This window comes from Kribbella sp. NPDC055071 (genome assembly GCF_053608045.1).
Genome location: NZ_JBSGUS010000045.1, coordinates 1 through 24918, shown reverse-complemented (window position 1 = coordinate 24918; position 24918 = coordinate 1). Strand labels below are relative to the sequence as shown.

The following is a 24918-nucleotide window of genomic DNA, read 5'->3' as shown; positions in this document are numbered from 1 at the left end:
GTATAAGAGACAGGCCGTTCGGCGACCACCGAGCCGATGTAGCCGGTCGCCCCGATCGTGAAGAGCTTCACCACAACCTCCGTCTCTAACGCACTGTTGATGTGCCTTTAGATCCACCGTAGATCTGCCCATCAACAAACGCAAGAGCCGTGTGCGTTAATGCGGAGCTGTGCTAGTGATCCCACTCGGTGTGGGTCGCGCGTGCTGATTCGTCGGGGTCGAGCCACCGAAGGGTGAGGAGGCGGCCAGTGAACCTGAACCGGTTGGCGTCCCAGTCGTCCAGCTCTGCGTCGAGGTCGTCGGGCGCGGTGAGTGTGTCGGTCGCATCGATGCCGAAGTCGAGGTTGCGGAAGGTGAGCCACAGGTGGGCGGCCCACCGATACTCCGACCAGCGCCGCCACCACAGCGCGCCGCCGAGCTGTTCCGCGTACGCCTCGGACTCAACCAGCAGGAAGCCCACCAGGCGGCCTTCCTGCAGCAGCTCCGCAACACGATTCGCGTACGGCGCCAGCCGCGTCGGCACCGGCGGTTCGTCGTACGGCGCGTTCCAGGGCATCCGTGTTCCTCCATGCTTGGGTGCTGCGGGACCTAGGCTTCCGGCATGGCCAAGGATCGCCTTCAGCAGAGTCGACGTCGATCTCTTAACGAGTTGGAAGCGGATGACTGGGGCTCAGCAGCCGAGGGCGCGACGCCGCTTGTCGCGAAGGTGCATGCATATCGCCAGAAGCCGGTCGGTGAACTCACCGACGAAGAGCTCCGCCTTCTGATCGGACAGGACGAGGGCCTGCTCTGGCTGGTCCCACTAGCAATCGAACGGCTCGAGACCGACCCGTGCGCCTCAGGCGACCTATACCCCGGCGCCCTCAGAGCATCCCTCGACAGCCTCCAACCCAACTACTGGACCCACCACCCAGACCTGGCACACCGTCTCGCCGCCGTCCCCGCTTGCATCGAGGACTAGGAAGCCAAGCCGGGTGTTACCAACCACAGAACGCCAGATTGCGGTCATGTGGTCGGGGGCAGGTGGTGCCGGAGTGGGGTGTCGTGGCCGTGGTGGTTGGGGTTGATTCCTACGCGGGGTGTGGTCTGGATTTGAGTTGGATCGACGGGCAGGTGCCAGTCCTCCAGGAACAGTTCGTCTGCGGATAGGTCTGCTCCGTACAGGTCCTTGGTGATCTGGAAGGACTTGCAGAGCTTTCCTGGGGAGCTGGTTAGGTCCTTTGCCGGTCGGGGTTTGTCCCACTGGGCGGCCATGGTCTCGGTTCCCTCCACAGGGACTACAGCGCGGATGAACACGACGTCGGGGATGCCGGCGCGGTTGACGACTGCGGCGAACTGGTGCCACCTGCCGTAGATCAGGTAGACGTACGCGCGGCCCCCGGCCTCCCACATCACCGTCGTTCGCGGTGTGCGCTTGTTCCCGTGGTGCACTCCGTCGGCGAACGCCGGGTAAGCCTCGACTTCAGTGATCACCCCGGAGACGCGGCCGGCCGTCGTACGACGCACGAGCACCTTGCCCAGGAAGTCCGTTGCGCACTCCGTGGCAGGGCGCGAGTAGAAGCTGGGGCCGAGCTTCAGCGCGGTTGGCGGTCTCGAGTGCACATCGTCAAGATGCCACAGGTGTGCGGTCGGTGCGGTGGGTTAGGTGGTGGGTTAGGGAGGTGGTGGTGGTTAGGGCTATTAGGGCGGGGATGGTGGGCCAGCCGTAGTGGAGGTAGGTGTGGGTGCCTAGGTAGGAGCCGGCGGTGCCGCCTAGGAAGGCTGAGGTCATGTAGGCGGTGTTGAGGCGGCTGCGTTGGGTGGGGTGGAGGGCGAAGATTCTGGTTTGGTTGGCTACCTGACCGGTTTGTACGGCGACGTCCAGCAGGAGCATGCCGACGACGATTGCGGCCAGACCCAGCGTGCCGCCCACCATCCCAAGGGTGAGGATCGCGGCAGCCGCGATGGCGCCCATGAAGCTGAGTAGGTTCACTGCGTCCGGGCCGCTGCGGTCGGTACGGCGTCCGGCCCAAGCGGTGGCGAACATGCTCGCGGCACCGACCAGCGCGATCAGACCGACGACGCTCGCACTCAACCGGTACGTCGGACCGGTGATCAGCAGCGTGAGACTCGTCCACGCCGCGGTGAAACCGCCGAACATCAGGGCCTGGTGCAGACAGGACCGTCGAAGCTCCGGTTCCTCGCGCAGCAACCGCAGCGGCGCCATGAGCAGCGCCGGATAACTCTCCCGCGACGCCGGAGTGGTCGCCGGCAGCACCCGAACGAGGACCAGCGCGAGCACGGACGCGAGCACAGCACCGACCAGGTACGGCGTACGCCAGCCAAGCCAATCACCGAGCAGACCACCGAACGCTCGCGCCAGCAGGATCCCGGCGAGCAACCCCGACAGCAGCAGTCCGGTCACCGAGCCGCGTCGCTCCGGAGCGACCAGCGTCGCCGCCAGCGGAAGCAGCACCTGCGGTACGACGGTCGTGATCCCGACCAGGATCGCAGCGCCGACGAGGATCGGCAGACTCGGTGCGAACCCGGCCACGACCAGCCCGATGGTGGTGAGGACGAGCAGTCCGCTCACGAGGTGCCGGGGCCGAAGCCGATCGCCGAGTGGGACGAGCAGCGCGATCCCCGCCGCGTACCCGAACTGCGTTGCCGTCGGCACCAAGGCCGCCGTACCAGGATCGACGTCGAGCCCGCGGGCGATGAGAGGCGTGATCGCCTGCGGGAAGTACACGTTGGCCACACCCACACCGCAGGCCGTCGCCAGGATCAGCAGCAAGGACTTTCGCACGGCAACTCCTTGGAACCGGTTTAACTGGTTCCAAGGACGGTACCAGTCAAACCGGTTCCTGGGATAGGGTGATCTCATGGAGCAACGGTTCCGGCAGGGCGCGGGGAGGCTGTGCCTCGACTTCGTTCGCACGCTGCGTCTGCGCGGTACGCCGGAAGCCGCCGAGGAGCTCCCCGACGGCGAGGCCCTTGCCGCCTGGATCGCTGAGCTCGCCCCGGTCACACTCAAGGCCGGCGAGATCCCGGTTCGCGCTCAGGTCGTCCAAGCGCAGGCGGTGCGCGAGGGGGTCCACGAGTTACTCACCGCAGCCCGGACCGCCGGACTGGCAACCACGAGCCCGGCCGCGCGGAACCGGGTCAACCGAGCGGCCGCGGATCCGGTGCCACAACCGCGGCTCGACTCCACCGGTCAACTGCGCTGGCAGGCCGAGGATCCCGTCAGCGCGGTCCTGGCGCTGGTCGCGCGCGATGCCCTCGACCTGGTCACCTCACCCCTGCTCGACCGGATCCGAGACTGCGCCAACCCCGACTGCGGCGCGATCTTCCTCGACAACTCCCGCCCAGGCACCCGCCGCTGGTGCTCGATGGACACCTGCGGCAACCTCTCCAAAAAAGCCACCTTCCGCACCCGCCACCATCCGACCTGACGCCTACCGCTCAGTTCCACCCAACGACCGCGGTTCTGCACCACTCATCAACCAGACCGATGAACGGCGTCCCACGCTCGAGTCCCGGCCGGGACGGCACCGGGTCGGAGGTTGCTGAGTGCCTGAGGTCCGCCCGGACACGGATCTCCAGGCCATCACAATCGCCACCGAGCGCAGCCGCCACGCCTGAAGACTGGTTGGCCGTCGGATTGTGATGGCCTTGCGGACGGCACCTTCCCCGTCCCGCGGCCGTGAACCCCGCTCGACACGCTGATTAGTGGAATGGGCCGGGTGGGGCCGGGGTTGTCGGTCGGTATGAGTGTTCAAATCGGAGTAATCCTGCCGACGTCTACCCCGGATCCGGGGCGGCCGATTCTGGGCGATGTTCGGGCGAGTGCGCGGTACGCCGAGGAGGTCGGGCTCGACTCGGTGTGGTCGACGGACCATCTGATCGCGAGTGCGCCGATATTGGAGAGTTCCGTCGTGCTGTCGACGGCGGCCGCGGTGACTGAGCGGATCACGGTGGGGTTCAACGTGATGCTGCTGGCGTTGCGGCCGGTGGCTTGGGCGGCGAAGCAGGTCAGCACGCTGCAGTTGGTGTCGGGGAATCGGGTCGTTCTCGGTGTTGGCACGGGCAACCCGGCGCACGGCGATATCGGGTGGCGGGCGGCTGGGGTGGAGTACGCGGAGCGCGGGCGGCTGACGGATGAGGCGCTCGAGGTGCTGCCGGATCTGATTGCCGGCAGGCCCACGACGGTCGGCCCGGAGCTAGAGGTGACGTTGTCCCCGGGATCGGTAGTGCCGCCGCTTGTTGTTGCTGGCAACGGTGTTCGGGCGCATCGGCGGGCCGCGCGGTACGGCGATGGCTGGGCAACGCTCGCCATGTCACCGGAGGAGATCCGGACCAGCCTCGAGCGGATCAACGAGTTCGCCGCCGAGTACGGACGGAAGCCGTTGCGCGCAACGGTGGTCGCGCCCGACCTCCAGGGTGACCCGATCGAGCGGCTCGCGGCGTACGAAGCTGCCGGCGTCGAGCGTGTCATCCTCGCGCCCACCGGCGACTGGCACCACGACTACGAGCAAGCCGCCGAGCTGAAGCGCTAACCCGGAGCGTTGAGCTCCAGCGCCGCATCGAGCAGAGCCTGGGTGTACTCGTGCTGTGGAGAACCGAGGACCTCGGTGGCGGGACCCTCCTCGACGAGTACGCCGCGGCGCATGACGGCGATGCGGTCCGCGATCTGATGGACGACGCCCAGGTCGTGGGAGATGAACAGCATCGACAGGTTGTGACGTTGGCGGAGGTCGTCGAGCAGCCTCAGGATCTGCGCCTGGACCGAGACATCGAGCGCGGACACGGCCTCGTCGCAGACCAGGAGCCGGGGTTTGACCGCGAGCGCGCGGGCGAGGCTGACTCGTTGGCATTGACCACCGGAGAGTTGGCTCGCGCGCTGATCAGCGACGCCGGCGTCCAGACCGACGTCGGCCAGCAGGCTGACGAGGGCGGCGGCCCGGTCCCGCGTCGGCGCTGCGACCGGATGGGTCCGCCAGGCCTCGCCGATGATCGATGCGACCGTCATGCGTGGGTTGAGCGATGAGCGTGGGTCCTGGAACACCATCTGGATCGCGCGCTGGAGTTCGCCGCCGCGGCGTGTGCCGGGAGGGAGCGGGCGGTCGTCGTACGTCATCGAACCTGAGGTCGGGCGGACCAGGCCGACGATCGAGCGGGCGACGGTGGTCTTGCCGGAACCGGACTCCCCCACCAGGCCGACGGTCTCGTTGGCGCCCACGGTCAGGCTGACGCCGTCGACCGCGACGAACGGCCGGCGCCGCGGGCCGAACATGACCCGGAGATCCCGGACCTCAAGCATCGAAGACCTCCTCGGCGTAGTGGCACGCGGTCCAGCGATCCGGCGCGATGGCGCGCAACTCCGGCTGCTCGGTCCGGCAGCGCTCGCGCGCCAGCGGACAGCGTGGGTGGAACGCACACCCGGCAGGTCGGTTCGCGGGCGTGGCTGGGGTGCCGGGTAGTGGGTGTGCGAGTGCGGTCTTGGTTCGTACGGCGGGGACGCTGTCGACCAGCGCCCGTGTGTACGGGTGGGCCGGCTGACGTAGGACCGACGGTGTCGGGCCGCGCTCGGCCGCGCGACCGGCGTACATGACGACGACCTGGTGGGCGACGTGGGCCATCACCCGCAGGTCGTGGCTGACGAGCAGCATGGCGAGCCCGGCGTCGTCCTGGATCGACCGCAACAGCTTCAGAATTCGCGCCTGTACGGTCACGTCCAACGCGGTCGTCGGCTCGTCGGCGAGGAGGAGAGCCGGGCTGCCGGCGAGTGCCATCGCGATCATCGCGCGTTGGCGCATGCCGCCGGAGAACTCGTGCGGGAAGCTGCCGAGCTTCGCGGCCGGCTCCGGGATGCCGGCGCGGTCGAGCAGCTCGACGACTCGCCGGCGTACGGCGGAACGAGACGAGCCGGAACGCCGCAGGATTTCGCCGACCTGCCGCCCGATCGTCTGGGTCGGGTTCAGCGCGGCGAGGGGGTCCTGGAAGATCATCGCGATCTCGCGCCCGCGCAACTCGCGCCGGCGTGCAGCCTTGGCGGTCAGCAGCTCCTCGCCCCGCCAGCGCAACGAGCCGCCCACGTGAGCGTCGTCGGGCAGCAGGCCGATCAGTGCGTTGGCTGTCATCGTCTTGCCGGACCCGGACTCTCCAATCAGCCCGACCGTAGTCGCCGACGGGATCTCAAAAGACACCCCATCAACAACCCGAATCGGCCCGTTCCGCCCCGGCAGATCAACCACCAACCCGGACACCTCGAGCAGCCTGTCCCCGGAGCGAGAGTTGGACACACCATCCTGCACAGCTGTGGACAAGTCGGCGCGGGTCAAGAGGTGACCTGGAGGGTGGCGAAGCTGGGGAGGCCGTTGGGGTCCGGGGTGAAGCCGGTGAGGCGTTTGTTCCAGGCGTAGGCGTATTTGACTGCCATCGGGAACATGCCGACCGCGTCGTCCCAGATGATTTTCTCGGCGTCGCCGTAGAGCTTGACCCGGTCTTGTTCGTTGGTGCTGCCGGCGGCTTGGGCGATCAGCTTGTCGAGGGCGGGGTTGCAGTAGCCGTTGCGTTTGGCGGCGCAGGGGTAGAGCCGGCCGACCGTGTTCACGGCGTCGAGCATCGGGTTGGAGAGCTGCTGGAAGTTGATGTCCCAGTTGAGCGCGAGCAGGTCCTTGGTGAAGACCGCCTGCTCCTTCTCCAGCAGATCGACCTGGACCCCGATCTTCTGCAGGTCCGACACGACCGCCTGGTTGAACTGCCGGAACTCGGCGTTCGCGAACTGCAACCGCAGCTTCGTGGAGAAGTCGAACCCGGCCGCCGTCAACGCCGCCTTCGCCGCATCCGGGTCGTAGGTGACCGGCTGCTGCGCGACGTACCCGAGCGTCTGCTTCGACACCACCGAGTCCGACAGCGACCCGGTCTGCGGGTACAGCTTCTTGATGATCGTCGGGAAGTCGACCGCCTGCCAGAGCGCCCGACGTACGGCGGCCTCCTTCAGCGACGGTGTCGACGAGTTGAACCACATCGTGAACACGGCCGAGCTCTGCACGGTCTCGACGGTCAGCGTGGAGTCCTTCTGCACCTCCGGCAGTTGATCGTCCGGGATGCCCCAGACCACGTCCGCCTCGCCGGTGCGCAGCGCGGTCAGCCGGGCCGCGAGCTCAGGCATCTTCTTGATCGTGACCTTGGTGACCTTCGGCGCGCCGCCGTAGTACGTCGGATTCGGCACGAGCACGATCTCGTTCGGGCTGAACTTGTCGAGCTTGAACGGCCCGGTCCCGACCGGCTTGTCGAAGAACGCGGTGTCGTTGGCGCCCACACCCGCCGGCAGAACGAAGAACACGGCCAGCTTCCGCGGGATCGCCGCGTCCGGCTTCGACGCGGTCAGGACGACGGTGTTGTCCGACGGCGCCGTCATCGTGTACCCGGGGAAGTTCGCCGCGTTCGTCCCCTTCAGCTCCGTGAACCGCTTGAACGAATCGACCACATCCGCGGCCTTCAGTTCCTTCCCGTCACTGAACTTCACCCCGGACCGCAGCGTGAACGTCCACGTCTTCGCGGTCGCATCGGACTTCCACGCGGTGGCGAGATCGCCCTCGACCGAACCGTCCGCCTTCGTCCGCACGAGCCGGCTGAAGAGCTGCTGCTCGACCATCTGTGGTCCGGTACCGCCGCCCTGCGGTCCGCCCGGGTCGATGCTGTCCACCGGGTAGGTGCCGGCGATCACCACTTCGCCCGATCCGGAGCCCGAGCCGCCACCGGTGGTGGCGCCGGAACACGCGGTCAGGGCCATTGTGGCGGCGACGGCGACGCTGAGCGCCGCCCGGCGCGTCATAAGGGTCATGTCGTTCCTGCCTTTCGCGGGGTCATCTGAGGTGTCCGCGTCCGTAGCGGGCGGTGAGCTGGTCACCGAGGATTCCGATGTTGATGATCAGCAGCGACAGGGCGATCCCCGGCAGGGCCGAGATCCACCAGGCGCTGGCGAGGTATTGCTTGCCGTTGGCAATGGTTTGGCCCCACGACACCGCCGAGTTGGGCAATCCGATCCCGAGGAAGCTCAAGCCGGCCTCGCCCAGCACGACGAGCGCGAACTCGACCGTGGCGAGCGCGACCACCGGCCCGATCGTGAACGGCACGACATGCCGCCACAAGATCGCCGTACGCCGGACGCCGAGCACGCGGGCCGCATCGACCCAGGGCCGCTCCCGCAGCGAGAGCGACACACTCCTGGTCACCCGGGCGAACGAGATCCACGCCGTCGCGGCCAGCGCGATCACGACCACCGGAACGCTGCGCTCGAACGCCCCCGCGATCACGATCGCCAGCAGGATGGCCGGGAACGCGAGCAGAATGTCGATGCCTCGGGCAAGGAAGGTGTCGAGCCAGCCGCGGAAGTACCCGGCCACGGTGCCGACGGTCACTCCGATCAGGCAGGACACCACCACGGTCGCGAGGCCGATCAGGATCGACGTGCGCGCGCCGTACACGATCTGCGCGAGCATGTCGCGGCCGAGACCGTCGGTCCCCAGCCAGGCCGTGCCACCGGTGGACAAGTGCGATCCGGGTTTGAGCAGGCGGTCGTCGAGGGACGCGCGGATCGGGTTGTAATCGATCACGAGTGGCCCGATCGCCGCGACCACGGCATAGATCGTGAGGACGACGTACGGGATGCGGCTGAGCCAGGAGCCGACGCGACGGACGCCGACCGGGCGGGTGAGGGCGATGGAGGCCATGTCAGTTCCCCTCCAGCCGGATGCGCGGATCGAGCTGGGAGTAGACGAGATCGGCGGCCAGGTTGAAGAGCATCACGATGCCGGCGATGACGAACGTCGCGGCCTGCACGACCTCGTAGTCCCGGTTCGTCACCGAGTCGACGACCAGCGAGCCGAGCCCCGGCCAGGCAAACACGTTCTCGACGATCACCGCGCCACCCATCAGGCCGCCCATGTGCAGTCCGACGATCGTGACCACCGGCAGCAGCGAGTTGCGCAGTGCGTGCCCGAGCAGCACCTGGCGGTCGGTGAGCCCTTTGGACTTGGCGGTCTGGATGTACGGCTCGCGCAGCGTCTCCGCCACGCTGGTCCGGGTCAGCCGCGCGACGATCGCGGTGAACGGCAGCGCCATCGTGATCGCCGGGAGGATCAGGTGCTGCGGCGTACCCGATCCGGAGCTGGGCAGCATCCGCAGCGCCAGAGCGAAGAGCAGGATCAGCATGATGCCGATCCAGAACGTCGGGAACGACTGCAACGCGATCGCCGCGGCGGAGACCACCCGGTCGACCACACTGCCCGGACGGCCGCCGGCGATCAGTCCGAGGATCAGACCGACGACAACCGCGATCAGTGTGGACGCCAGCATCAGCTCGGCCGTCACCGGCAGTCGCTCGAGCACCTCGGCCATAGCGGGCCGGCCGAGCCGGTACGAGTCGCCGAAGTCGAAGCGGGCCGCGTGACCGAGATAGTCGAAGTACTGCGAGACAAGCGGCCGGTCCAGCCCGAGTGACGCGCTCAGCTCGGTGATCTGGTCCTGAGTCGCGTCCGGACCGAGCAGAATCGAGACGGGGTCACCTGGCGCCACTCTGACGATCAGGAAGATCAATGACGCCGCGCCCCACATCACGAAGACGCCGATGAGCAGTCGCTTGACCACAACGCGGATCATGCAGACTCCTTCCGCGGACCGACCGTGGCGCCCGGGGCGATCGAACACTCGACGCTTTCGCTGAGGGCCGTGGACTCAGGCGACTCGAGCAACCGCACCAGCAACCGCATCGCTTGCCGACCCATCTCCTCGCGTGGCACGACCAGTGCGGTCCAGTCAGTGCCGTCGTAACGCGCACCAGTCGCATCACCCAGCGCAACGATGCTCAGATCGCCAGGAACGGACAGTCCGCGCCGAGTCGCACACACCAACAGCTCTTCGGCCAACAACTGCTGCTCAGCGAGTACGGCGGTCACCCCGCCGCGCTGCAACTCCTCCAGCAAGCCGTCGACCTCCGCCACGCCACCGAGCGTCCACACCGGCCCAGTCAGGTGCCTGACCTGTTCGGACGGCGTCGCCCGCCGGAAACCGCCTTCGCGATCACGACTGGGCTGCGCCTCGCCGTTCCCGATCCGTGCGTAGGCGACGCGCTGGTGGCCGAGCTTGAAGAGACGTTCGGTGAGCTGCCGGGTCGCACCGGCGTAGTCGGCGCCGACGTACGAGACCGGCGGTCCGGACACCTCGCGATGACCGACGTACACGAAGGGGTAGCCGGAATCGCGAAGTTGCTCGATCTCCTCGACGTTCGGGTCGCGACCGAGCAGGAGCGCGCCGTCCGCGTGCCACAGCCGGGTCGAGCCGTCACGGAAGATCTAACGCTCGCCACCGGCGCTGGTGAACAGCAGCAGGTCGTAACCGAGGTCGGCGGCCTCCTGCTCCATGCCGAGTAGGAACGGGAAGTAGAAGTCGACGCCGCTGGTCGGGAAGACCGGCTCGAACGTGTAGACGCCGATGATCTTGTTCCGGCCGCCGGCCAGCGAGCGGGCGGACGCGTTCGCGACGTACCCCCACTCGCGCATCACGGTCAACACGCGCTCCCGGGTCGCCGGGCTGATCCGGACGCCGGCGTCGCGCTCGTTGAGCACCAGTGAGACGGTCGCCTGGCTGACCCCGGCGAGCCGGGCGATGTCGGCCTGCGTGGGTCTCTTGGCGGGTATGCGGTTCAAGCCTCGGCCTTCCTGCTAATACGCCCTACCTCAGCGATTGCGGCAAGGATCGCCAGCGTTTCCGGCAGGTGTCAAGACCTTGGTTCGATTACCAGAGCATTACCAGCTAATCCCCATTAGCATCTGGCGCCCGGCGTACGGTCCGGTTTAGCGTCGCCGGCATGCAGCCTTCCCCTGCCGTTCCGACGATGTCCGCGGCCGTGACTCTGCGGCCACTGTCAGCCGCCCGAGTGACCGGTGGATTCTGGGCCGGCCGGATGGCGGTCAACCGCGCGAGCATCCCGCTCGGGTACGACCGGCTCGAGGCCGCCGGCAACATTCCCAACCTGCGGATCGCGGCCGGTGAGGCGAGTGGTGAGGTACAGGGCGCGAGCTTTCGGGACTCCGATGTCTACAAGTGGCTGGAAGCCGTCGCCTGGGACGGGTCGATGCCGGAGCGGCTGGCCGAGCTGACTCGGACCATCGAGGCCGCGCAGCAGGCGGACGGCTACCTCAACTCCGCGATCCAGGTCCGCGGCGAGGAGCGGTACGCCCGCCTGTGGACGAGTCACGAGCTCTACTGCGCCGGCCACCTCTTCCAGGCCGCAGTGGCCGCGGATCGAGCTACCGGTGACATCGGGCTGCTCAAGGTGGCGATCCGGTTCGCCGACCACCTCACCAACACCTTCGGCGCCTCAGGGGTTCGGGCGCTGGAGGGGCATCCGGTGATCGAGTCCGCGCTGGTCGAGCTCTACCGGCACACCGGCGTACGGCGGTATCTCGATCTCGCCTCGTACTTCGTCGAGGCCCGTGGCCACGGCCGGGCGACCAAGCCGGGGTTCGACCCCTCGCACTACGGCGATCCGGCGCACTACTCCGATCGCGTGCCCGTCCGGGAGGCGGCGCCGCTCGAGGGTCACGCCGTACGGGCGGTGTACTTCGCTACCGGGGCCACCGATGTGGCGATCGAGACCGGGGACGCCGACCTGCTGGACGCCGTACGACGCCAGTACGACGAGATGCCCCGGGAGAAGCAGCACGTCACGGGTGCGGTGGGGTCGCGGTGGGACGGAGAGGCCTTTGGCGAGCCATACGAGTTGCCGGCCGACCGTGCGTACGCCGAGACGTGTGCGGCGATCGGTGCGATGCAGTGGTCCTGGCGACTGCTGCTGGCGACCGGTGAGTCGACGTACGCCGATCAGATCGAGCTGCTGCTCTACAACGCGATCCTGCCGGCCGTGTCGCTGCAGGGCACGGAGTACTTCTATGTGAACACGCTGCACCGCCGGACAGGCGCTCGTGGTGACGTCCAGCGTGCACCGGCGTACGGGCGGCGGGAGTGGTTCAACTGCGCGTGCTGTCCGCCCAATGTGATGCGGACACTCGCCAGCCTGCCCGCGTACCTCGCCACGGGCACTGAGGACGGACTGCAGATCCATCAGTACGCCGGGAGCTCGCTGACTGCCGGTGAGTTCGCAGTGGACGTGGAGACCGACTACCCGTGGGACGGTCGCGTCACTGTGACTGTCCGCGAGGCGCCGGCTGGTGAGGTCGAGTTGGCGCTGCGCATCCCCGACTGGACGTCGGACGCCACTGTGGACGACATGCCGGTCGTCCCGGGTGACTATGCGCGGATACGTCGGGTCTTCCGGCCCGGTGACCGCGTGCTGCTGCAGTTGCCGATGCCTCCGCGGTTGGTGGTCGCGAACGCACGGATCGACGCAGCCCGTGGCTGTGTCGCCGTGGCGCGCGGCCCGCTCGTCTACGCCATCGAACAACCCGACCAGGACGCCGAGGTAGTGCTCGAGGACCTCCGGCTCGACCCAACGGCCCCACTGACGCCGGAGCACCGCGAGGACCTCCTGGACGGCGTAACCGTCCTCCACACCCGAGGCGCGGTCGTGTCACCAGACCCAAACCCCTACAGCCCGCACGGCACCACCCCGCCACCGCCGAACCCAGCAAACCTCATGCTGATCCCCTACTACACCTGGTCCAACCGAGGCCCTCACGCCATGCGCGTCTGGATCCCCACCCACTGAGCGGACTGCCGTACTCGGCGACGAATGGACCTCCCGGTCGGGCCACGCGTCACCGAGACTGGTCACATGTATGTTCCTGCGCACTTCACGGTCGACGACGAAGCAATCCAGGAATTGCTCGCGAGTCACGGTGCCGCTGATCTGGTGACGATGACGGACGACGGCCTGGTGGCGACGATGCTGCCCTTCATCCACGACCGATCCAGGAACGTGCTGCTGGGACATTTCGCCCGCAACAACGATCACTGGCAGCGCACTGTGGTCGGAGAGGCGCTGGTGATCATGCGCGGGCCGGACGCCTACATCTCACCCACCTGGTACGCATCGAAGCCCGAGCACGGCCGCGTGGTCCCGACCTGGAACTACATCACGGCCCACGTGTACGGAACCATGAGCGTCCACGACGACCCCGCCTGGGTGGAGAACGTCGTACGACGCCTCTCCGACCACCACGAATCACGCCGACCGGAGCCCTGGTCGGTGGACGATGCGCCGGCCAAATACATCACCGGCCAACTCCGGGCCATCGTCGGCGTGGAGATCGCGATCTCCCGCGTCGAAGCCAAGTTCAAGCTCAGCCAGAACCGTCCACCTGCCGACATCGACGGCGTCATTACGGGACTGCGGGCCGATGGAGAGCAGGCTGCGGCTGCAGTGGTGGAACAGCACCGGCGCTAAGTACTGGTTCGATCGACGGGCTGAGTCGGCCGGGCGCTATCAAATCGTTGTTCGAGACCGTCATTCGACGCCATGGGACGGGTTATACGCTGATTGCTCCACGGGGGTGACCGACGGCGTCTAGGAGTGGGCACCAGGTGGCAGACGCGGATCAGACCATCGAGGAGGCTCGTCGCTCCCTCGTTCAGCTCATCAGCCAGTTGATGCAGTCGATCGAGCGGCTGTCCGCCGAGATCGAGCGATTCGGCACCGAGATCGAGCGGTTCCGGACTGCGCTGGACCAGCGCGCGCCTGGGGTAGGCGCCGCGATCCGTCAGTACCCGGTCGAGCAGGTGCCGGGCCGGCTCGACGCGACCAGTCCGGGGTGGGAGCTCAAGAGCGATCAGTTCGTTCGCGAGATCCCTCCCGAGCACCCGGTGTTCGCCGATCCACAAACCCGGGCGGCCGCCAGCTCGTACTTCGGCCAGGACCAACGACTCCGCGCGGCTATCGCCGCCCGAGTAGGTCAACAGGCTCGCCAAGGCATGTCGAACCAGTACCTCGCGACCATGCCAACCCCTCTCCGCCCAGACCGGTCGCAACCCGCCCAACCGCAGGCCGCCCCTCCCCCTCGCACCGGACCCGTCCAGCCTCAGCCGGGCCAAGCCCAGCCGGGCGAGGTTCTACCGGACCAAGCTCAGCCCGCCGCGGCGCGAGCGGGCGAACCACAACCCGCGGAGTCCCGACCCGCTCAACCTCAGCCCGTCCAGGCGCAAGCCGACCAGGCACCACGGACGGGACCTGCCCAGCCGCAAACCGCCCAGCCGCAAACCAGCCAGCCGCAAACCAGCCGGCCGCAGTCCGCGCAGCCGCAGTCCGGGCAGCCTCAATCTGAGCGAGTGCAGCCTGCGCAAGCTCAGGCTGTGCAAGGGCAGCCTGAGCAAGGGCAGGGTGGGGTGCAGGGGACTGTTCGGGTTTTGGAGGCTCCGGGGCCCGGGGCGGTGACCTTGAACGCGAACATGACGCGGGCCGCGGGCAGGGTTGTGGTGGTGGCCGATCCGAACTGCACGCAGGCGCGGATCACGATTTCGACGGCGGACCGGACCGGACCGTCGGCCGAGGCCGTCCAGGAATCGGGGCGGACTGTGGGTCAGGACCGGAGCTTGTCGGTGGATGTCACCGGCCCGAGCTCCGGCTCCAGCTGGCAGTTTCAGAGTTCCTCCGGCAACACCTTCTCCTTCGAAGGCGTCAGCCACACCGGCACCGGCGGTGTCTACGTGGGCAACTTCGGTGACCTCAACATCAGTAACGGGAAGATGTCCAGAGCCGACGGTCAGCCGTTCCCCGGCCCGGGCGTCCGCACCATCGATCCGCCGTCGCCGATCGAGATCCGTGCCGTCGTACCCGAAGGAAGCTCGGTGTACTGCGAGACCGACAGCGCGAACATCGAGACCCGCGGCAAGGTCGACGTCGTCGATGCCCGCTCCGCCGCCGGCAACGTCACAGTCGATCAGGCCACCGAAGTCAGAGCCGAATCGGCCGCAGGCAATGTCAGCGTCAGGAATGCTGAGACCGTGCACGCGCAGTCCGGGGCGGGATCAGTGCGGGTCGGCGACGCAAGCGCCGTCACGGCGAGCTCAGGCAGCGGGGACGTCAGGGTCGACGCCGGCGAAACTGTCCGCGCCACCTCCGGGAGCGGCGATGTCGAGGTGGGAACGGCCAACAGAGTCACCGCTCGCTCCGGTGCAGGCGATGTCCGGGTGGACCAGGCAGGCACGGCCACGGTGGAGTCCGGGGCCGGCGAAGTGAGCGTCGGCACCGCCACCGAGGTCAGAGCGAACACTGGCCGTGGCGACATCAGAATCGGGCAAGCGGACACGGTCGTCGCAAAGTCGGATTTCGGTGCCGTCGAGGTCGGCAGTACGAAGGACGCGACGGTGCGCTCGCGGAACGGCGACGTTGTCATCACCGATCTGAGGGGTTCTGCGAGCGCGACCTCGGGGGTTGGCGATGTCTCGGTGCACGCGAACGAAGGCGGCAAGGTGACCGCAGGCTCGGTGACCGGGGAGGTGAGGGTGACCGCCAGCGACCAGGCCGTTGCCAGTGGCCTGACCGTGAACGCCGAGGGACCTCCTGGCCGCGTTCACATCCCAGAAGGCGCGCACACCGCGACCGGAACTGCCGCGGGCGCGGGCGAGCGCGACCGGACCGGACCAGGGCGGGCGGCACCGGCGCGGACGAATCAGGCCGCCGCCCCGAAGCCGGGCACTGGTCAAACGGGAACAGCTCGCAGCCAGGACTGAGGGCCGGCTAGAGCAGGCCGAGTTTGAAGGCTTCTGCGACGGCGGAGGCTCGGTCGGGGACGGTGAGTTTGGCGTAGATGTTGAGTAGGTGGGTCTTGACGGTCGCCTCGCTGAGGAACAGGTGGGTGGCGATCTGGCGGTTGGTGTTGCCAGCGGCAACGAGTTGGAGAACCTCCAACTCGCGGGGGCTGAGGATGCTGGGGGTGGCGGGGGTGCGGACGCGGTTCATCAGCGCGCTGGCAACCGATGGCGCCAGGACGGGCTGACCCTCGGCGGCGGCCCGGACGGCCCGGAGCAGCTCGGCACGCGGCGCGTCCTTCAACAGGTAGCCGGTGGCGCCGGCCTCGATCGCGGGTACGACGTAACCGTCGGTGTCGTAGGTGGTCAGCACGAGGACGTGGCCGGCGATGCCGCGCTGGGCCAGCTCGGCGATGGCCGCCAACCCGTTGACCCCGGGCATCTGCAGGTCCATCAGGATCACGTCCGGCCGCAGTGCCTCGGCGAGCCGGATCGCCTCCGCGCCGTCGGCCGCCTCGCCCACCACCTCGAACTCGGGCTCGCTCGCGAACATCCCGCTCAACCCGTCGCGCACGATCGGGTGGTCGTCGGCGATCAGCAGCGTGATCACGCCGGCACCCCCGCCGCCGGAATCGGGACTGCGGCGGAGATCGCCGTCCCGGATCCTGGTTCGGACTCGACCTGCAGTGTCCCGCCGAGCCCCTCGATCCGCTGCCGCATCGCCACCAGACCGAACCCACTCCCGTTCGTGGCGGCACTCCGGCCCGGGTCGAAGCCGACACCGTCGTCGCGGACGTCCAAGGCGACCTCCTTGTCCAGGTAAGACAGCGTCACACCGACACGGGTCGCGTGGGCGTACTTGGCGACGTTCATGAGCGCCTCCTGTGCCGCGCGCAGCAGCGCATCCTCGGTTTCGGGAGTCAGCACCCGCGGCGTCCCGGTGGTCGCGAGTTGTACGGCGATCCCGTGCAGAGCGGACCATCGTCGTACGACGTCTCCGACCGCCTCGCTCAGCGTGGCGGACTGCAAGGGCTGTGGACGGAGGGCGTGCACCGAGCGTCGTGCTTCAGTCAGACTCTCGCGAGCCAGTCCGATCGCGGCGGTCAGGTGCCGGCGCCAGTCCTCGGCCTGTTCGGCCGCCTGGAGTTGGGTGACGATCCCCGTCAGGCCCTGCGCCAGCGTGTCGTGGATCTCGCGGGCCATCCGGTTCCGTTCGTCGTGGATCCCGGACTCGCGGGCCCGGGTCACGAGCTCGTCGTGCAGGGCCGCGTTCTCGGCGAGGGTCGCCTCGAGGCGACGGTTGGTCTCGGTCAGCTCCGCGACCGCCGCCTCGCGCTGCTGGCTCAGCTGTTCGTTCTGGTGACCCAGCCAGGCCGCCAGGCAGAACCCGAGCACGTTGACCGCGACGACAGCGCCGTACCCGAACCAGCCGATCGCGCCCATGGTCGGGAGGTCGTGGGCCTGCGCCGTACCGGACACCACGGAGACTGCCGCGACCCCGGCCAGGCGGGACGGCCACGGCAGCAGGACGAAGGCGTAGAAGTACCCGGCCGGCGTGAGGAAGCCGAACCACGGATCGCGGAGCACCAGCACGGCCATGATCAGCACGAAGCCGCCGACGAAGATCCCCATCGGGATGGTCCGGTCCCGCCAGGCCGGCCGCAGCGTGAACATCCCGAGGATCCACACCGCGGCCACGGCGCAGAGCGCGAGGTCGACCAGCATCGACTCGTGCTCCGAGCGCTTGATCGGGACCGTGACCGCCGCGAGGAAGGCCAGCAGGACGTACGGCGTCACCGTCAGCCGCACCGGCCAGGCCCGCTCGCTCATCCAGCCCTCCGCATCGTCGTTCGCGCCCAGTCAACACCTCTGAGTTGTGCTGGTCAGCGAAACACCGAGCGCAGGTGCCTGCCGTTCAGCAGTACGGCCACGCTCAGCAGCAGCACACCGCAGATCGCCTGCTCGCACTTCATCCACAGCGGGAACGTGCCGGGCAGCGCGATGATCACCACAATCGCGATCAGCATGGCCGCGGACACGAGCCGCAGCTGCAGGTACCCCTTCCGGGAGCCGCGGGCGGCCCGGCGCGCGAAGGCGAACGTGAGCAGCGCGCTCGCCACCACGATCGTCCCGCGGATCCAGACGGCGTCGTTGACGGCGCCCGCATCGTTGCGCAGGGCAATGATCGCGATCAGCGTGAGCGCGCTGATCGCCAGGTACCCACCGACCAGCAGTTGCACACTCCGCAGTGCCGACGCGCTCCGCGGGTGTTGTACGTCGACCATCGATGACATCTCGGGACTCCTTCGCTCTCTTTCCGTCCTTCTACTGTCGCGAGCCGCGCCTGTGCCCGCATCGGCCGGCCGGTCCCATCCCCTCAACCGATCGGTTGATCCGGCCCAGAGCCCGGGTCATTGCACGAATAGTTGCCCTGAGCATCTACCTTCCGTGACAGTTTCCGCACGGAATGTCACGGGCTGCTTGCGGCTGCGTGCAGATGTCCGGACAAGCCTGGCGTCGGCGGGACCCAACGGCAGATCGTCGTTGGGACGGCTCGTCTGTCGACCATGGGAGGCTCCGGACGCGTGCTCGAGACGTATCGCGGCATTCCACATCTACTGGACACCTGGCTCGTGCTCACCGGCATGACGCTGCCGATCGCCATCTCCTCGCTGCGCCGACCGGGCGAGCTGCTGCCCCGGCTGGCGGCGTTCTGCCTGCCGGCGGCGTTCGCGCTGGTACTCGCGGCCACCCTCAGCCCGACCGCACACCGGCTGGCCCAGATCGGTCAGTGCGGTACGCACCTGACCACGACCGGTGGGCTCACCTCGCTCCAGGGGCTCCTCAACGTCCTGCTCTTCGTCCCGGCCGCGGGCCTGCTCGCGGTGGCCAGCGGCCGCCCGAGCGACGGGATCGCCGCCGGGATCGGGATGTCGGCGGGGGTCGAGGCGATCCAGGCGCTGATCCCGCAGCTCGGCCGGTCGTGCCAGCTGCACGACCTGATCGCGAACTCGGTGGGTGTGTTCTGCGGGGTCGGCATGGCCGTCGGCCTGCGATCGCTCTCCCGCAGCAGCCGCCGCCTGGTGACCGGGCCGTACGTCGTCGAGCACGCGGCGATGATCGTCGTACCGGCCACCCGGCCGGGCCGAACACGTGGCGAGCTGGGCCAGCGACCCGTTCCGGTCCCCGTACGGTCAGTAGCCAGGTTGCGCTGATATATCACGGAACGGATACACAGTTATCCGGATGGTTATCCACAGGTTGTGGATAGAACGGGGGATGACGGCGTGACTACGCGGAGATATCCACAGGCCAGCCCTGGTGTCACGCCCGTTTCTGTCACGGTCGGACGTCGAGCCCCAGGCTCGCGGCGATGACCATCGCCTGGGTGATGTCGATGCGAGCGTCCTTCAGTACGACGGTCAGCGGGTCGAGTGTGGACAGCTCTGATCCCCGCAGATCCGCGCCGGTGAAGTCGGCTCGCTGCAGCGATGCGCCGGACAGATCCAGGTCGCGCAGCACTGCCTTCCCCGCCCGGATCCCGGTCAACTCCGCCTCGCGCAGCTTCACCCCGGTGAACTCCGTCCCCTTCAGATCCGCACCGGGCAGGCCCGAGAACGACCAGTCGCCGCCGGACACCTTCAGCAGGTTGTACGTGCAGTCGTCGAAGTAGCTGCCGACGAGCTTGCAGCGGGTGAATGTGGTGTCGAAGAGTGAGCAGCGGACGAACGTGCAGTTCACGAACGCCGCGTCGGTGTGGGTCGAGGCGTTGAACCGGACCCCGCGGAACGTGCATTCCTCGAAGACGCCGCCACGGTTCTCCACCTCGGTCAGGTCGGAGTCGATGAACAGCACCCGCCGGTAGGTCTGCCCGGACGGATCGGCGTCGTCCCAGTCGCGGATCGTCGACTCGGTCGGCACACCGGGTCGGACTCGGTTGGCCATCGCACTCCTACGGTCCGGGCCCGGGTCGATCCCGGCCTTGTGTATCGGTCTGGTCCCACCCTGCCATCCCCGACCGACATACCTGACGACGCAGTTGTGATGGTGACGACGGAGAACGGTAGGGCGACCGACAAGTATGGGCCGCACGATGGAGGGGTGACCGGAACTGAGCGGGTGATGGTGTTCGGCGCGGGAGGCTTCCTCGGCGCCAGGATCTGCGCGCTGCTCGCGGACCGAGGCGTGGAGTACCGCGGGATGAGCCGCAGCCGCGGCGAGCCGTACCGGCGGTGCGACCTGGCCGCGATGCATTCGTACGCCTTGGACACCCAGATCGGGATGTACAAGCCAACCGTGATCGTCAACGCCGTCGGCGCCACCCTGGGCGCCCCGGCCGAACTCGTCCGCGCGAACGTGATCGCGGTCGAGGCCCTGCTCGCCGCGGCTCGCGACAACGCCGGGCACGCCCGCATCGTCCAGCTCGGCTCGGCGGCCGAGTACGGCGGTGGTCAGCACGGCACCAGCCAGGGCGAGCAGACCGAGCCCGACCCGGTCGGCCCCTACGGTACGACGAAGCTCGCGGGCTCGGAGCTCGTCCTGCGGGCGCAACGCAACGGCGCGGACACCGTCGTACTCCGGATCTTCGACGTGATCGGACCAGGAGCGCCGGGGAGCACGCTGACCGGCCGGGTGATCCGGGAGCTCAGATCACATCAGCGGATCGAGGTCGGTTCGCTGGACGTGTGGCGGGACTTCGTCGACGTCCGCGATGTCGCCGAGGCCGTGGTCGCGGTGTCGCTCGCGGACGCCAAGCTGCCGCCGGTGCTGAACGTCGGCACCGGCCGCGCGACGCTCGCCCGGGACGTTGCCGGCCAACTGTTCGAGCTGAGCGGGCAGCCGGCAACGGTGGTGGACGACGGAACACCCGGCGTCAGCTGGCAGCAGGCCGACATCACCCTGATCGGCAAACAGCTCGGGTGGTCTCCCAAGATCTCGCTCGAACAGTCCCTGGCGGAGAGTTGGGCCTACCAGCCGTAGGAGAATAGGAGTGTGGAGATCCGGTCGCTGAGTCTGCCTGCGCCGGATCGGCGACCCCCTGCGGTCAACGAGGATCTCGTCCTCACCGGGCCCGACTTCGTGGTCGTGCTCGACGGCGCCACTGCACCGGCCGGCGTGGACTCGGGCTGTCGGCACACCGTTGCCTGGCTGGTCGCGCAGCTTGCCCGCAATCTCGCCGTACCGCTGCTCGACGGCTCGTCCGCATCGCTGCCGGACTTGTTGGCCGATGCGATCACCGCGGTCCGCGCGACCCACGCCGGGACGTGCGACGTCACCAACCCGGACAGTCCGTCATCAACGGTCGCGCTGGTCCGGGTGCACCCGGAGCATCTCGAGCACCTGGTCCTGGCCGACTCGCCGATCGCTGTCCGATCCCCGGCCGGCGTGACGACGCTCCACCTCGATGACCGCGTCGAGCATCTTCCGGAGTACTCACTGCAGGCTGTCCGCCGGCTTCGCAACCAGCCGGGCGGATTCTGGGCCGCAAGCACCGAGCCGAAGGCCGCGTACGAGGCGGTGACCGGTACGACGGACCGCGCCGACGTCGAGGTGGTCGCCGTACTCACCGATGGGGCGTCCCGGTACGCCGAACGGTACGGACACTCGTGGGACGAGCTGATGGAGGTGCTCAGCAGCGACGGACCACGGGAGCTGATCGACCGAGTCCGCGGGTACGACGAGGCCGCGCACCCGGACAGCTTCCGGGGGAAGCGGTACGACGACGCGACGGCCGTCCTGTGTCGTCCCTACTGGCCGGGTCGGTAGGTAGGGAAGGTCGGGCCTGGGTTGGTGTAGCGGGGCGCGTACTTGGGTGGCTCCGGCGGCAGCACCACGTCGGTGACGCGCGGCGGAGTAGCGCGGGTGTGCTGCCACCGGCTGACCTGGAGGAGCAGAAGCGACGCCGCGATACCGGAGATGATGAGCAGGACCGTGGCCACCGTGAAGCCGATGTCGACCGCGAGCGCCACCCGGACCATGAAGTCCTGCAGGTCGTAGATGTCGACGTAGTCCCCGGTCGCATCCGCGGCGTCGGCCGCGTCGACCAGGCGGACGATCCACACGATGAAACCGATGAACGCGACCGAGCCGCCGCCGATCAGGATCACCCAGAATCCGGTCCAGGTCGCCCACCAGCCGTAGATCAGCGCGCGCATCCGGCCGGTCCGGGCGGCACCCGGTTGCTCCGGCGGCTCGCTCGCGGCTGTGATGTCCTGGACGATCTGCAGCGGGTACCAGAACTGCACGATCGGGCACACCCAAGAGCCGACGATCCAGCCCTGCGCACGCCGATGCAGTGGCTGGAGCGGCGAGGTCATCGGACGCGGCGCCAAGGGCGAGAACAGGAAGTCGGTGTTGTCCCGGGCCTGCCACAACCAGATCAGGAAGGCGACCGCCGTACCCAGCAGGAGGTAGCCGGCCACGTTGAGCAGCGGGCCGGTGCCCACGACCGAATCGATCCCGCGATCGATCTCGTCCTCGGAGAGCAGCCCGTAGACGAAGCGTTTGACGTCGTCGTACGACCGCCAGAGCAGGGTGGACTGAACCACGGCCGCGAGCGCGCTCAGGCCCATCAGCACGATGCTGATGATCGCGACGGTCCGCAGCGGCCGGTACCGCGGCGGGAGCGGTGGCGGTTGGTAGGGCAACGGGCGGTAGTACGGTCCCGGACCCTGGTACGGCGGTGGCCCCGGATAGGGCCATGACCCCTGATGCGGTCCCGGCACTGGATTCTGCTGCGTCACGTGTGTTCACCTCCCCGCAGCCAAGTTAACCCACGCCCAGGCCCCACCGAGCCCTCACCTACACGTCAAAACCTGCAATCAGGCTGTCGCGAATGCCTCTCGGACTGCGGGTAGCGCGAGCTCGCGGTCGGCGGCGGACAGGCCGATTCGGGTGCGGCGGTCGAGGACGTCGTCCGCGGTCAGTGCTCCCTCGTGCCGGACGGCGAACCGCAGCTCGGCGTACGTCGTCCGCAGCCCGGGTGCGATCGGCTCCAGCAGCTCCGGTGGTCCGGCGATCACGTCGGCCGCCTCCACGCCGTACCGCTGGACGAAGCGCGACGGCGCCCGGACGGCCGCGAGCTGGACGCGGTCGGCCGCACCGACCAAGGGGATCCGGTGCGTCCGGCAAGGTCGTCGTACGGCGATCGTCGACTGCTCGATCGCGGTGTCGAGGGCGTCCTGCGCCATCCGGCGGTAGGTGGTGAGCTTGCCGCCGACGATCGTCACGAGTCCGTCCGGGCTGGTGATGACCGCGTGCCGGCGGGAGATGTCCGCGGTCTTGTCCGCACCCCGGTGATGGCCGGTGTCGAGGAGCGGCCGGAGTCCGGCGTACGTGCCCAGGAGGTCGGCGCGGGTCACCGGCACTTGCAGGGCCGCGCTGATGGTGCCGAGCAGGAAGTCGATCTCCGCGTCGGTCGCCTGCGGTACGTCGTTCACCGGACCAGGGGCCTCTTCGTCGGTGAGGCCGACGTACACCCGGTCGTCCGGGGCCGGGATCGCCATCACCACGCGACGCAGCTCGCCCGGCACCGGCACGGTGAGCACGGCGGAGAGACCGCCGAAGACGGACTGCGGCAGGACCAGGTGCGTGCCGCGGCTCGGCCGGAGTTTGATGCCGGAGGCAACTTGATCGGCCCAGATGCCGGCCGCGTTGATCACCACCTTGGCGTCCAGCTGCAGCCGGTCGCCGGTCAGCTGGTCGACCAGGACCGCGCCCCGGCCGGTGACCTCGGTGGCGGCGACCTTGGTGAGGATACGAGCGCCGTACTGGGCCGCAGTCCGCGCGATCGCGACGACGAGGCGGGCGTCGTCGTACAACTGACCGTCCCAGGTCAGGAAGCCCCCGCGGAGTCCCTGCGGTCGCAGCGTCGGCGCGTAGCGGAGGATCTCGGCCGAGCTGATCCGTCGCGAGTGCGGTAGATAGTCGTCGCTGGTCCGTGCGAACGTGCGCAGGACATCGCCGCCGAGGAACGCCGAGCGCAGCAGTGCCGCCTGGGCGAACTTTGCCTGCGGCAACCATGGCGCGACCTGTGGAATCGGGTGGACCAGGTGTGGCGCGGTCGTCTTCATCAGGATGCCGCGCTCGACGGCGCTCTCGTACGCGATGCCGACGTGACCGGAGGCGAGGTAGCGCAGGCCGCCGTGGACGAGCTTGGAACTCCACCGGCTGGTGCCGAACGCGAGGTCGTGCTTCTCGACGAGCACTACGGACAGGCCGCGGCTGGCTGCATCCAGGGCCACGCCCGCGCCGGTGACTCCGCCGCCGATGACGAGCACGTCGACAACGTTCTCGGAGTGCAGCGCGTCCAGCTCTCGCGTCCGACGCGCCGCGTTGAGGCTCGCACCGGCCGATTCCTTCCCCGCCCCACCACCCCGGTCGATCATGGCGTCAAGTACCTGTTGAGCATCTCGCGCAGCTCGTCGTCGAGCTTGGTGTACTCGTCCTTCTCGGCCATCACCGGGCCGGACACGGCCGAAGCGAGCGAGACGAGGATGATCTGCCGAGCCAGCCAGACCGGGTCCCCGTCCCGGATGGAGCCGTCGGCCTGGCCGAGCTTCAGGCCCTCCTCGACCAGCGCCAGGTGTGCGACCGTACTGCTGCCGCGGCGCTCGAGCAGGTACGGCGTGAGGAACTCCGGGTCGAGCTCGATGATCTTGCGCATCAGCGGGTGGACCCGCGTCTTGGCGACGACCTCGACCACACCCTCGACCAGCAGGGTCCTGCCGTCCACCGCGTCGGGCTGGAAGGCGGTCATCAGCGCGCTGGTCCACTCCCGGGTCATCAGCGCGGCGACCACGGCCTGCACGTTGGGCCAGCGCCGGTACAAGGTGGCGCGGGAGACCTCGGCATGCCGGGCGATGTCGGCCATCGTCATCCGGCGCATCCCGATCGCGAGCAGCAGCTCGTAGGACGCGTCGAGGATCCGCTCCTCGCCGATCGCGTTCGCCGGGGCGGGCCGGGAGCTGGGCTCGGGGGTGTCCTTGGCGGGCTCGATGGGGAGCCCTGAGTCCTGCCCCGGATCCTGCACAGAGTCCTGCAGAGGGTCGCTGTTACGCTGAGACATCACGTGTCATAGTGTATCAGCGACCTTGCTCTCCCGGAACGGTCCGTGGGAGGTGGAAGCCAGGGGGTTACAACGACCCCGGAAGGTAACCCCCGATGCAGCGAAAGGCCGCCCAAGATGATGGTAAATGTAACTGCCGTGGTGCCACTCACGCCCCGAAG

26 protein-coding genes are annotated in these 24918 nt (G+C 68.4%); 9 read left to right on the top strand and 17 right to left on the bottom strand.

The window, feature by feature from the left end:
• Positions 1 to 172: 172 nt before the first annotated feature.
• Entirely contained in the window at positions 173 to 556 is a 384-nt protein-coding gene (locus tag ACWF4Z_RS37370) for a hypothetical protein (RefSeq protein WP_452247970.1), read from the bottom strand.
• Positions 557 to 601: 45 nt separating this feature from the next.
• On the opposite strand from ACWF4Z_RS37370, the gene ACWF4Z_RS37365 reads away from it, so the two are divergent.
• Positions 602 to 961 carry a contact-dependent growth inhibition system immunity protein gene (locus ACWF4Z_RS37365; RefSeq protein WP_452247969.1) on the top strand — a complete coding sequence of 120 codons (360 nt, stop codon included), beginning with the start codon at positions 602 to 604 and terminating at the stop codon, positions 959 to 961.
• A 44-nt stretch (positions 962 to 1005) separates the two neighbouring features.
• On the opposite strand, the gene ACWF4Z_RS37360 is transcribed toward ACWF4Z_RS37365, so the two are convergent.
• Positions 1006 to 1602, bottom strand: a complete 597-nt coding sequence (locus tag ACWF4Z_RS37360; protein ID WP_452247968.1) for a DNA-3-methyladenine glycosylase — start codon at positions 1600 to 1602, stop codon at positions 1006 to 1008.
• A 4-nt stretch (positions 1603 to 1606) separates the two neighbouring features.
• Positions 1607 to 2785 (bottom strand): MFS transporter, encoded by a 1179-nt coding sequence (locus ACWF4Z_RS37355; protein WP_452247967.1) that lies wholly within the window; start codon positions 2783 to 2785, stop codon positions 1607 to 1609.
• Positions 2786 to 2861: 76 nt separating this feature from the next.
• On the opposite strand from ACWF4Z_RS37355, the gene ACWF4Z_RS37350 reads away from it, so the two are divergent.
• Together ACWF4Z_RS37350 and ACWF4Z_RS37345 are read left to right on the top strand one after the other, a co-directional pair.
• The gene (locus ACWF4Z_RS37350) at positions 2862 to 3431 is read left to right on the top strand and encodes a CGNR zinc finger domain-containing protein (protein ID WP_452247966.1); all 570 of its coding nucleotides are present in this window, start codon (positions 2862 to 2864) and stop codon (positions 3429 to 3431) included.
• Between the two features lie 315 nt (positions 3432 to 3746).
• Entirely contained in the window at positions 3747 to 4535 is a 789-nt protein-coding gene (locus tag ACWF4Z_RS37345) for an LLM class flavin-dependent oxidoreductase (protein WP_452247965.1), read from the top strand.
• Here ACWF4Z_RS37345 and ACWF4Z_RS37340 read toward each other — a convergent pair.
• From ACWF4Z_RS37340 to ACWF4Z_RS37310, 7 genes are all read right to left on the bottom strand, one after another.
• Positions 4532 to 5299 carry an ABC transporter ATP-binding protein gene (locus tag ACWF4Z_RS37340; RefSeq protein WP_452247964.1) on the bottom strand — a complete coding sequence of 256 codons (768 nt, stop codon included), beginning with the start codon at positions 5297 to 5299 and terminating at the stop codon, positions 4532 to 4534. The two genes, ACWF4Z_RS37345 and ACWF4Z_RS37340, sit on opposite strands and share 4 nt — an antisense overlap.
• Positions 5292 to 6185: an ABC transporter ATP-binding protein gene (locus ACWF4Z_RS37335; RefSeq protein ID WP_452247963.1), complete on the bottom strand. Its 894-nt coding sequence runs from the start codon at positions 6183 to 6185 to the stop codon at positions 5292 to 5294. Before ACWF4Z_RS37335 ends, ACWF4Z_RS37340 begins: the two co-directional genes overlap by 8 nt.
• A 131-nt stretch (positions 6186 to 6316) precedes the next feature.
• Positions 6317 to 7828: an ABC transporter substrate-binding protein gene (locus ACWF4Z_RS37330; RefSeq protein ID WP_452247962.1), complete on the bottom strand. Its 1512-nt coding sequence runs from the start codon at positions 7826 to 7828 to the stop codon at positions 6317 to 6319.
• Between the two features lie 22 nt (positions 7829 to 7850).
• Positions 7851 to 8717 (bottom strand): ABC transporter permease, encoded by an 867-nt coding sequence (locus ACWF4Z_RS37325; protein ID WP_452247961.1) that lies wholly within the window; start codon positions 8715 to 8717, stop codon positions 7851 to 7853.
• A gap of 1 nt (position 8718) precedes the next feature.
• Complete coding sequence (locus ACWF4Z_RS37320; protein ID WP_452247960.1) at positions 8719 to 9645, bottom strand: ABC transporter permease; 927 nt, start codon at positions 9643 to 9645, stop codon at positions 8719 to 8721.
• Positions 9642 to 10226 (bottom strand): substrate-binding domain-containing protein, encoded by a 585-nt coding sequence (locus ACWF4Z_RS37315; RefSeq protein WP_452247959.1) that lies wholly within the window; start codon positions 10224 to 10226, stop codon positions 9642 to 9644. The genes ACWF4Z_RS37320 and ACWF4Z_RS37315 overlap by 4 nt, the downstream gene beginning before the upstream one ends.
• A gap of 111 nt (positions 10227 to 10337) precedes the next feature.
• Positions 10338 to 10691: a LacI family DNA-binding transcriptional regulator gene (locus tag ACWF4Z_RS37310; RefSeq protein WP_452247958.1), complete on the bottom strand. Its 354-nt coding sequence runs from the start codon at positions 10689 to 10691 to the stop codon at positions 10338 to 10340.
• A 161-nt stretch (positions 10692 to 10852) separates the two neighbouring features.
• On the opposite strand from ACWF4Z_RS37310, the gene ACWF4Z_RS37305 reads away from it, so the two are divergent.
• The 3 genes from ACWF4Z_RS37305 to ACWF4Z_RS37295 all read left to right on the top strand — a co-directional run bounded on the left by ACWF4Z_RS37305 (position 10853) and on the right by ACWF4Z_RS37295 (position 15672).
• Positions 10853 to 12712: a glycoside hydrolase family 127 protein gene (locus ACWF4Z_RS37305; RefSeq protein WP_452247957.1), complete on the top strand. Its 1860-nt coding sequence runs from the start codon at positions 10853 to 10855 to the stop codon at positions 12710 to 12712.
• Positions 12713 to 12778: 66 nt separating this feature from the next.
• Positions 12779 to 13390, top strand: a complete 612-nt coding sequence (locus tag ACWF4Z_RS37300) for an FMN-binding negative transcriptional regulator (protein WP_452247956.1) — start codon at positions 12779 to 12781, stop codon at positions 13388 to 13390.
• 137 nt (positions 13391 to 13527) lie between these two features.
• On the top strand, positions 13528 to 15672 hold the full coding sequence (locus ACWF4Z_RS37295; protein ID WP_452247955.1) for a hypothetical protein: 2145 nt from the start codon (positions 13528 to 13530) through the stop codon (positions 15670 to 15672).
• A 7-nt stretch (positions 15673 to 15679) separates the two neighbouring features.
• Here ACWF4Z_RS37295 and ACWF4Z_RS37290 read toward each other — a convergent pair whose 3' ends face one another.
• The 3 genes from ACWF4Z_RS37290 to ACWF4Z_RS37280 are packed head-to-tail and all read right to left on the bottom strand — an operon-like array spanning position 15680 to position 17984.
• Complete coding sequence (locus tag ACWF4Z_RS37290; protein WP_452247954.1) at positions 15680 to 16300, bottom strand: response regulator; 621 nt, start codon at positions 16298 to 16300, stop codon at positions 15680 to 15682.
• On the bottom strand, positions 16297 to 17520 hold the full coding sequence (locus ACWF4Z_RS37285) for a sensor histidine kinase (protein WP_452247953.1): 1224 nt from the start codon (positions 17518 to 17520) through the stop codon (positions 16297 to 16299). The genes ACWF4Z_RS37290 and ACWF4Z_RS37285 overlap by 4 nt, the downstream gene beginning before the upstream one ends.
• A gap of 53 nt (positions 17521 to 17573) precedes the next feature.
• Complete coding sequence (locus tag ACWF4Z_RS37280) at positions 17574 to 17984, bottom strand: hypothetical protein (protein WP_452247952.1); 411 nt, start codon at positions 17982 to 17984, stop codon at positions 17574 to 17576.
• Positions 17985 to 18257: 273 nt separating this feature from the next.
• On the opposite strand from ACWF4Z_RS37280, the gene ACWF4Z_RS37275 reads away from it, so the two are divergent.
• Positions 18258 to 18905 (top strand): VanZ family protein, encoded by a 648-nt coding sequence (locus ACWF4Z_RS37275; RefSeq protein WP_452247951.1) that lies wholly within the window; start codon positions 18258 to 18260, stop codon positions 18903 to 18905.
• A gap of 124 nt (positions 18906 to 19029) precedes the next feature.
• Here the strand turns inward: ACWF4Z_RS37275 and ACWF4Z_RS37270 are convergent, their stop codons facing one another.
• Entirely contained in the window at positions 19030 to 19635 is a 606-nt protein-coding gene (locus ACWF4Z_RS37270; RefSeq protein ID WP_452247950.1) for a pentapeptide repeat-containing protein, read from the bottom strand.
• Positions 19636 to 19791: 156 nt separating this feature from the next.
• Here ACWF4Z_RS37270 and ACWF4Z_RS37265 point away from each other — a divergent pair, with 156 nt between their 5' ends.
• Both ACWF4Z_RS37265 and ACWF4Z_RS37260 read left to right on the top strand, forming a co-directional pair.
• Entirely contained in the window at positions 19792 to 20670 is an 879-nt protein-coding gene (locus ACWF4Z_RS37265) for an NAD-dependent epimerase/dehydratase family protein (RefSeq protein WP_452247949.1), read from the top strand.
• Positions 20671 to 20682: 12 nt separating this feature from the next.
• Positions 20683 to 21456, top strand: coding sequence for a protein phosphatase 2C domain-containing protein (locus tag ACWF4Z_RS37260; RefSeq protein WP_452247948.1), 774 nt, complete (start codon positions 20683 to 20685; stop codon positions 21454 to 21456).
• Here ACWF4Z_RS37260 and ACWF4Z_RS37255 read toward each other — a convergent pair.
• From ACWF4Z_RS37255 to ACWF4Z_RS37245, 3 genes are all read right to left on the bottom strand, one after another.
• On the bottom strand, positions 21438 to 22433 hold the full coding sequence (locus ACWF4Z_RS37255; protein WP_452247947.1) for a DUF4328 domain-containing protein: 996 nt from the start codon (positions 22431 to 22433) through the stop codon (positions 21438 to 21440). The genes ACWF4Z_RS37260 and ACWF4Z_RS37255 overlap by 19 nt on opposite strands.
• 78 nt (positions 22434 to 22511) lie before the next feature.
• A complete protein-coding gene (locus ACWF4Z_RS37250; RefSeq protein ID WP_452247946.1) occupies positions 22512 to 24077 on the bottom strand; it encodes a glycerol-3-phosphate dehydrogenase/oxidase in 1566 nt (521 codons plus the stop codon).
• Positions 24074 to 24757, bottom strand: a complete 684-nt coding sequence (locus tag ACWF4Z_RS37245; protein WP_452247971.1) for a TetR/AcrR family transcriptional regulator — start codon at positions 24755 to 24757, stop codon at positions 24074 to 24076. The genes ACWF4Z_RS37250 and ACWF4Z_RS37245 overlap by 4 nt, the downstream gene beginning before the upstream one ends.
• Positions 24758 to 24918: the final 161 nt, after the last annotated feature.

Excerpts from the sequence above, each read along its gene's own strand:
- ACWF4Z_RS37350 (WP_452247966.1), top strand. The coding sequence starts at position 2,862 with ATGGAGCAACGGTTCCGGCAGGGCGCGGGGAGGCTGTGCCTCGACTTC.
- ACWF4Z_RS37275 (WP_452247951.1), top strand. The coding sequence starts at position 18,258 with ATGGGAGGCTCCGGACGCGTGCTCGAGACGTATCGCGGCATTCCACAT.
- ACWF4Z_RS37330 (WP_452247962.1), bottom strand. The coding sequence starts at position 7,828 with ATGACCCTTATGACGCGCCGGGCGGCGCTCAGCGTCGCCGTCGCCGCC.
- ACWF4Z_RS37370 (WP_452247970.1), bottom strand. The coding sequence starts at position 556 with ATGCCCTGGAACGCGCCGTACGACGAACCGCCGGTGCCGACGCGGCTG.
- ACWF4Z_RS37340 (WP_452247964.1), bottom strand. The coding sequence starts at position 5,299 with ATGCTTGAGGTCCGGGATCTCCGGGTCATGTTCGGCCCGCGGCGCCGG.
- ACWF4Z_RS37345 (WP_452247965.1), top strand. The coding sequence starts at position 3,747 with ATGAGTGTTCAAATCGGAGTAATCCTGCCGACGTCTACCCCGGATCCG.
- ACWF4Z_RS37280 (WP_452247952.1), bottom strand. The coding sequence starts at position 17,984 with ATGTCATCGATGGTCGACGTACAACACCCGCGGAGCGCGTCGGCACTG.
- ACWF4Z_RS37285 (WP_452247953.1), bottom strand. The coding sequence starts at position 17,520 with ATGAGCGAGCGGGCCTGGCCGGTGCGGCTGACGGTGACGCCGTACGTC.
- ACWF4Z_RS37325 (WP_452247961.1), bottom strand. The coding sequence starts at position 8,717 with ATGGCCTCCATCGCCCTCACCCGCCCGGTCGGCGTCCGTCGCGTCGGC.
- ACWF4Z_RS37245 (WP_452247971.1), bottom strand. The coding sequence starts at position 24,757 with ATGTCTCAGCGTAACAGCGACCCTCTGCAGGACTCTGTGCAGGATCCG.
- ACWF4Z_RS37300 (WP_452247956.1), top strand. The coding sequence starts at position 12,779 with ATGTATGTTCCTGCGCACTTCACGGTCGACGACGAAGCAATCCAGGAA.
- ACWF4Z_RS37270 (WP_452247950.1), bottom strand. The coding sequence starts at position 19,635 with ATGGCCAACCGAGTCCGACCCGGTGTGCCGACCGAGTCGACGATCCGC.
- ACWF4Z_RS37305 (WP_452247957.1), top strand. The coding sequence starts at position 10,853 with ATGCAGCCTTCCCCTGCCGTTCCGACGATGTCCGCGGCCGTGACTCTG.
- ACWF4Z_RS37320 (WP_452247960.1), bottom strand. The coding sequence starts at position 9,645 with ATGATCCGCGTTGTGGTCAAGCGACTGCTCATCGGCGTCTTCGTGATG.
- ACWF4Z_RS37250 (WP_452247946.1), bottom strand. The coding sequence starts at position 24,077 with ATGATCGACCGGGGTGGTGGGGCGGGGAAGGAATCGGCCGGTGCGAGC.
- ACWF4Z_RS37365 (WP_452247969.1), top strand. The coding sequence starts at position 602 with ATGGCCAAGGATCGCCTTCAGCAGAGTCGACGTCGATCTCTTAACGAG.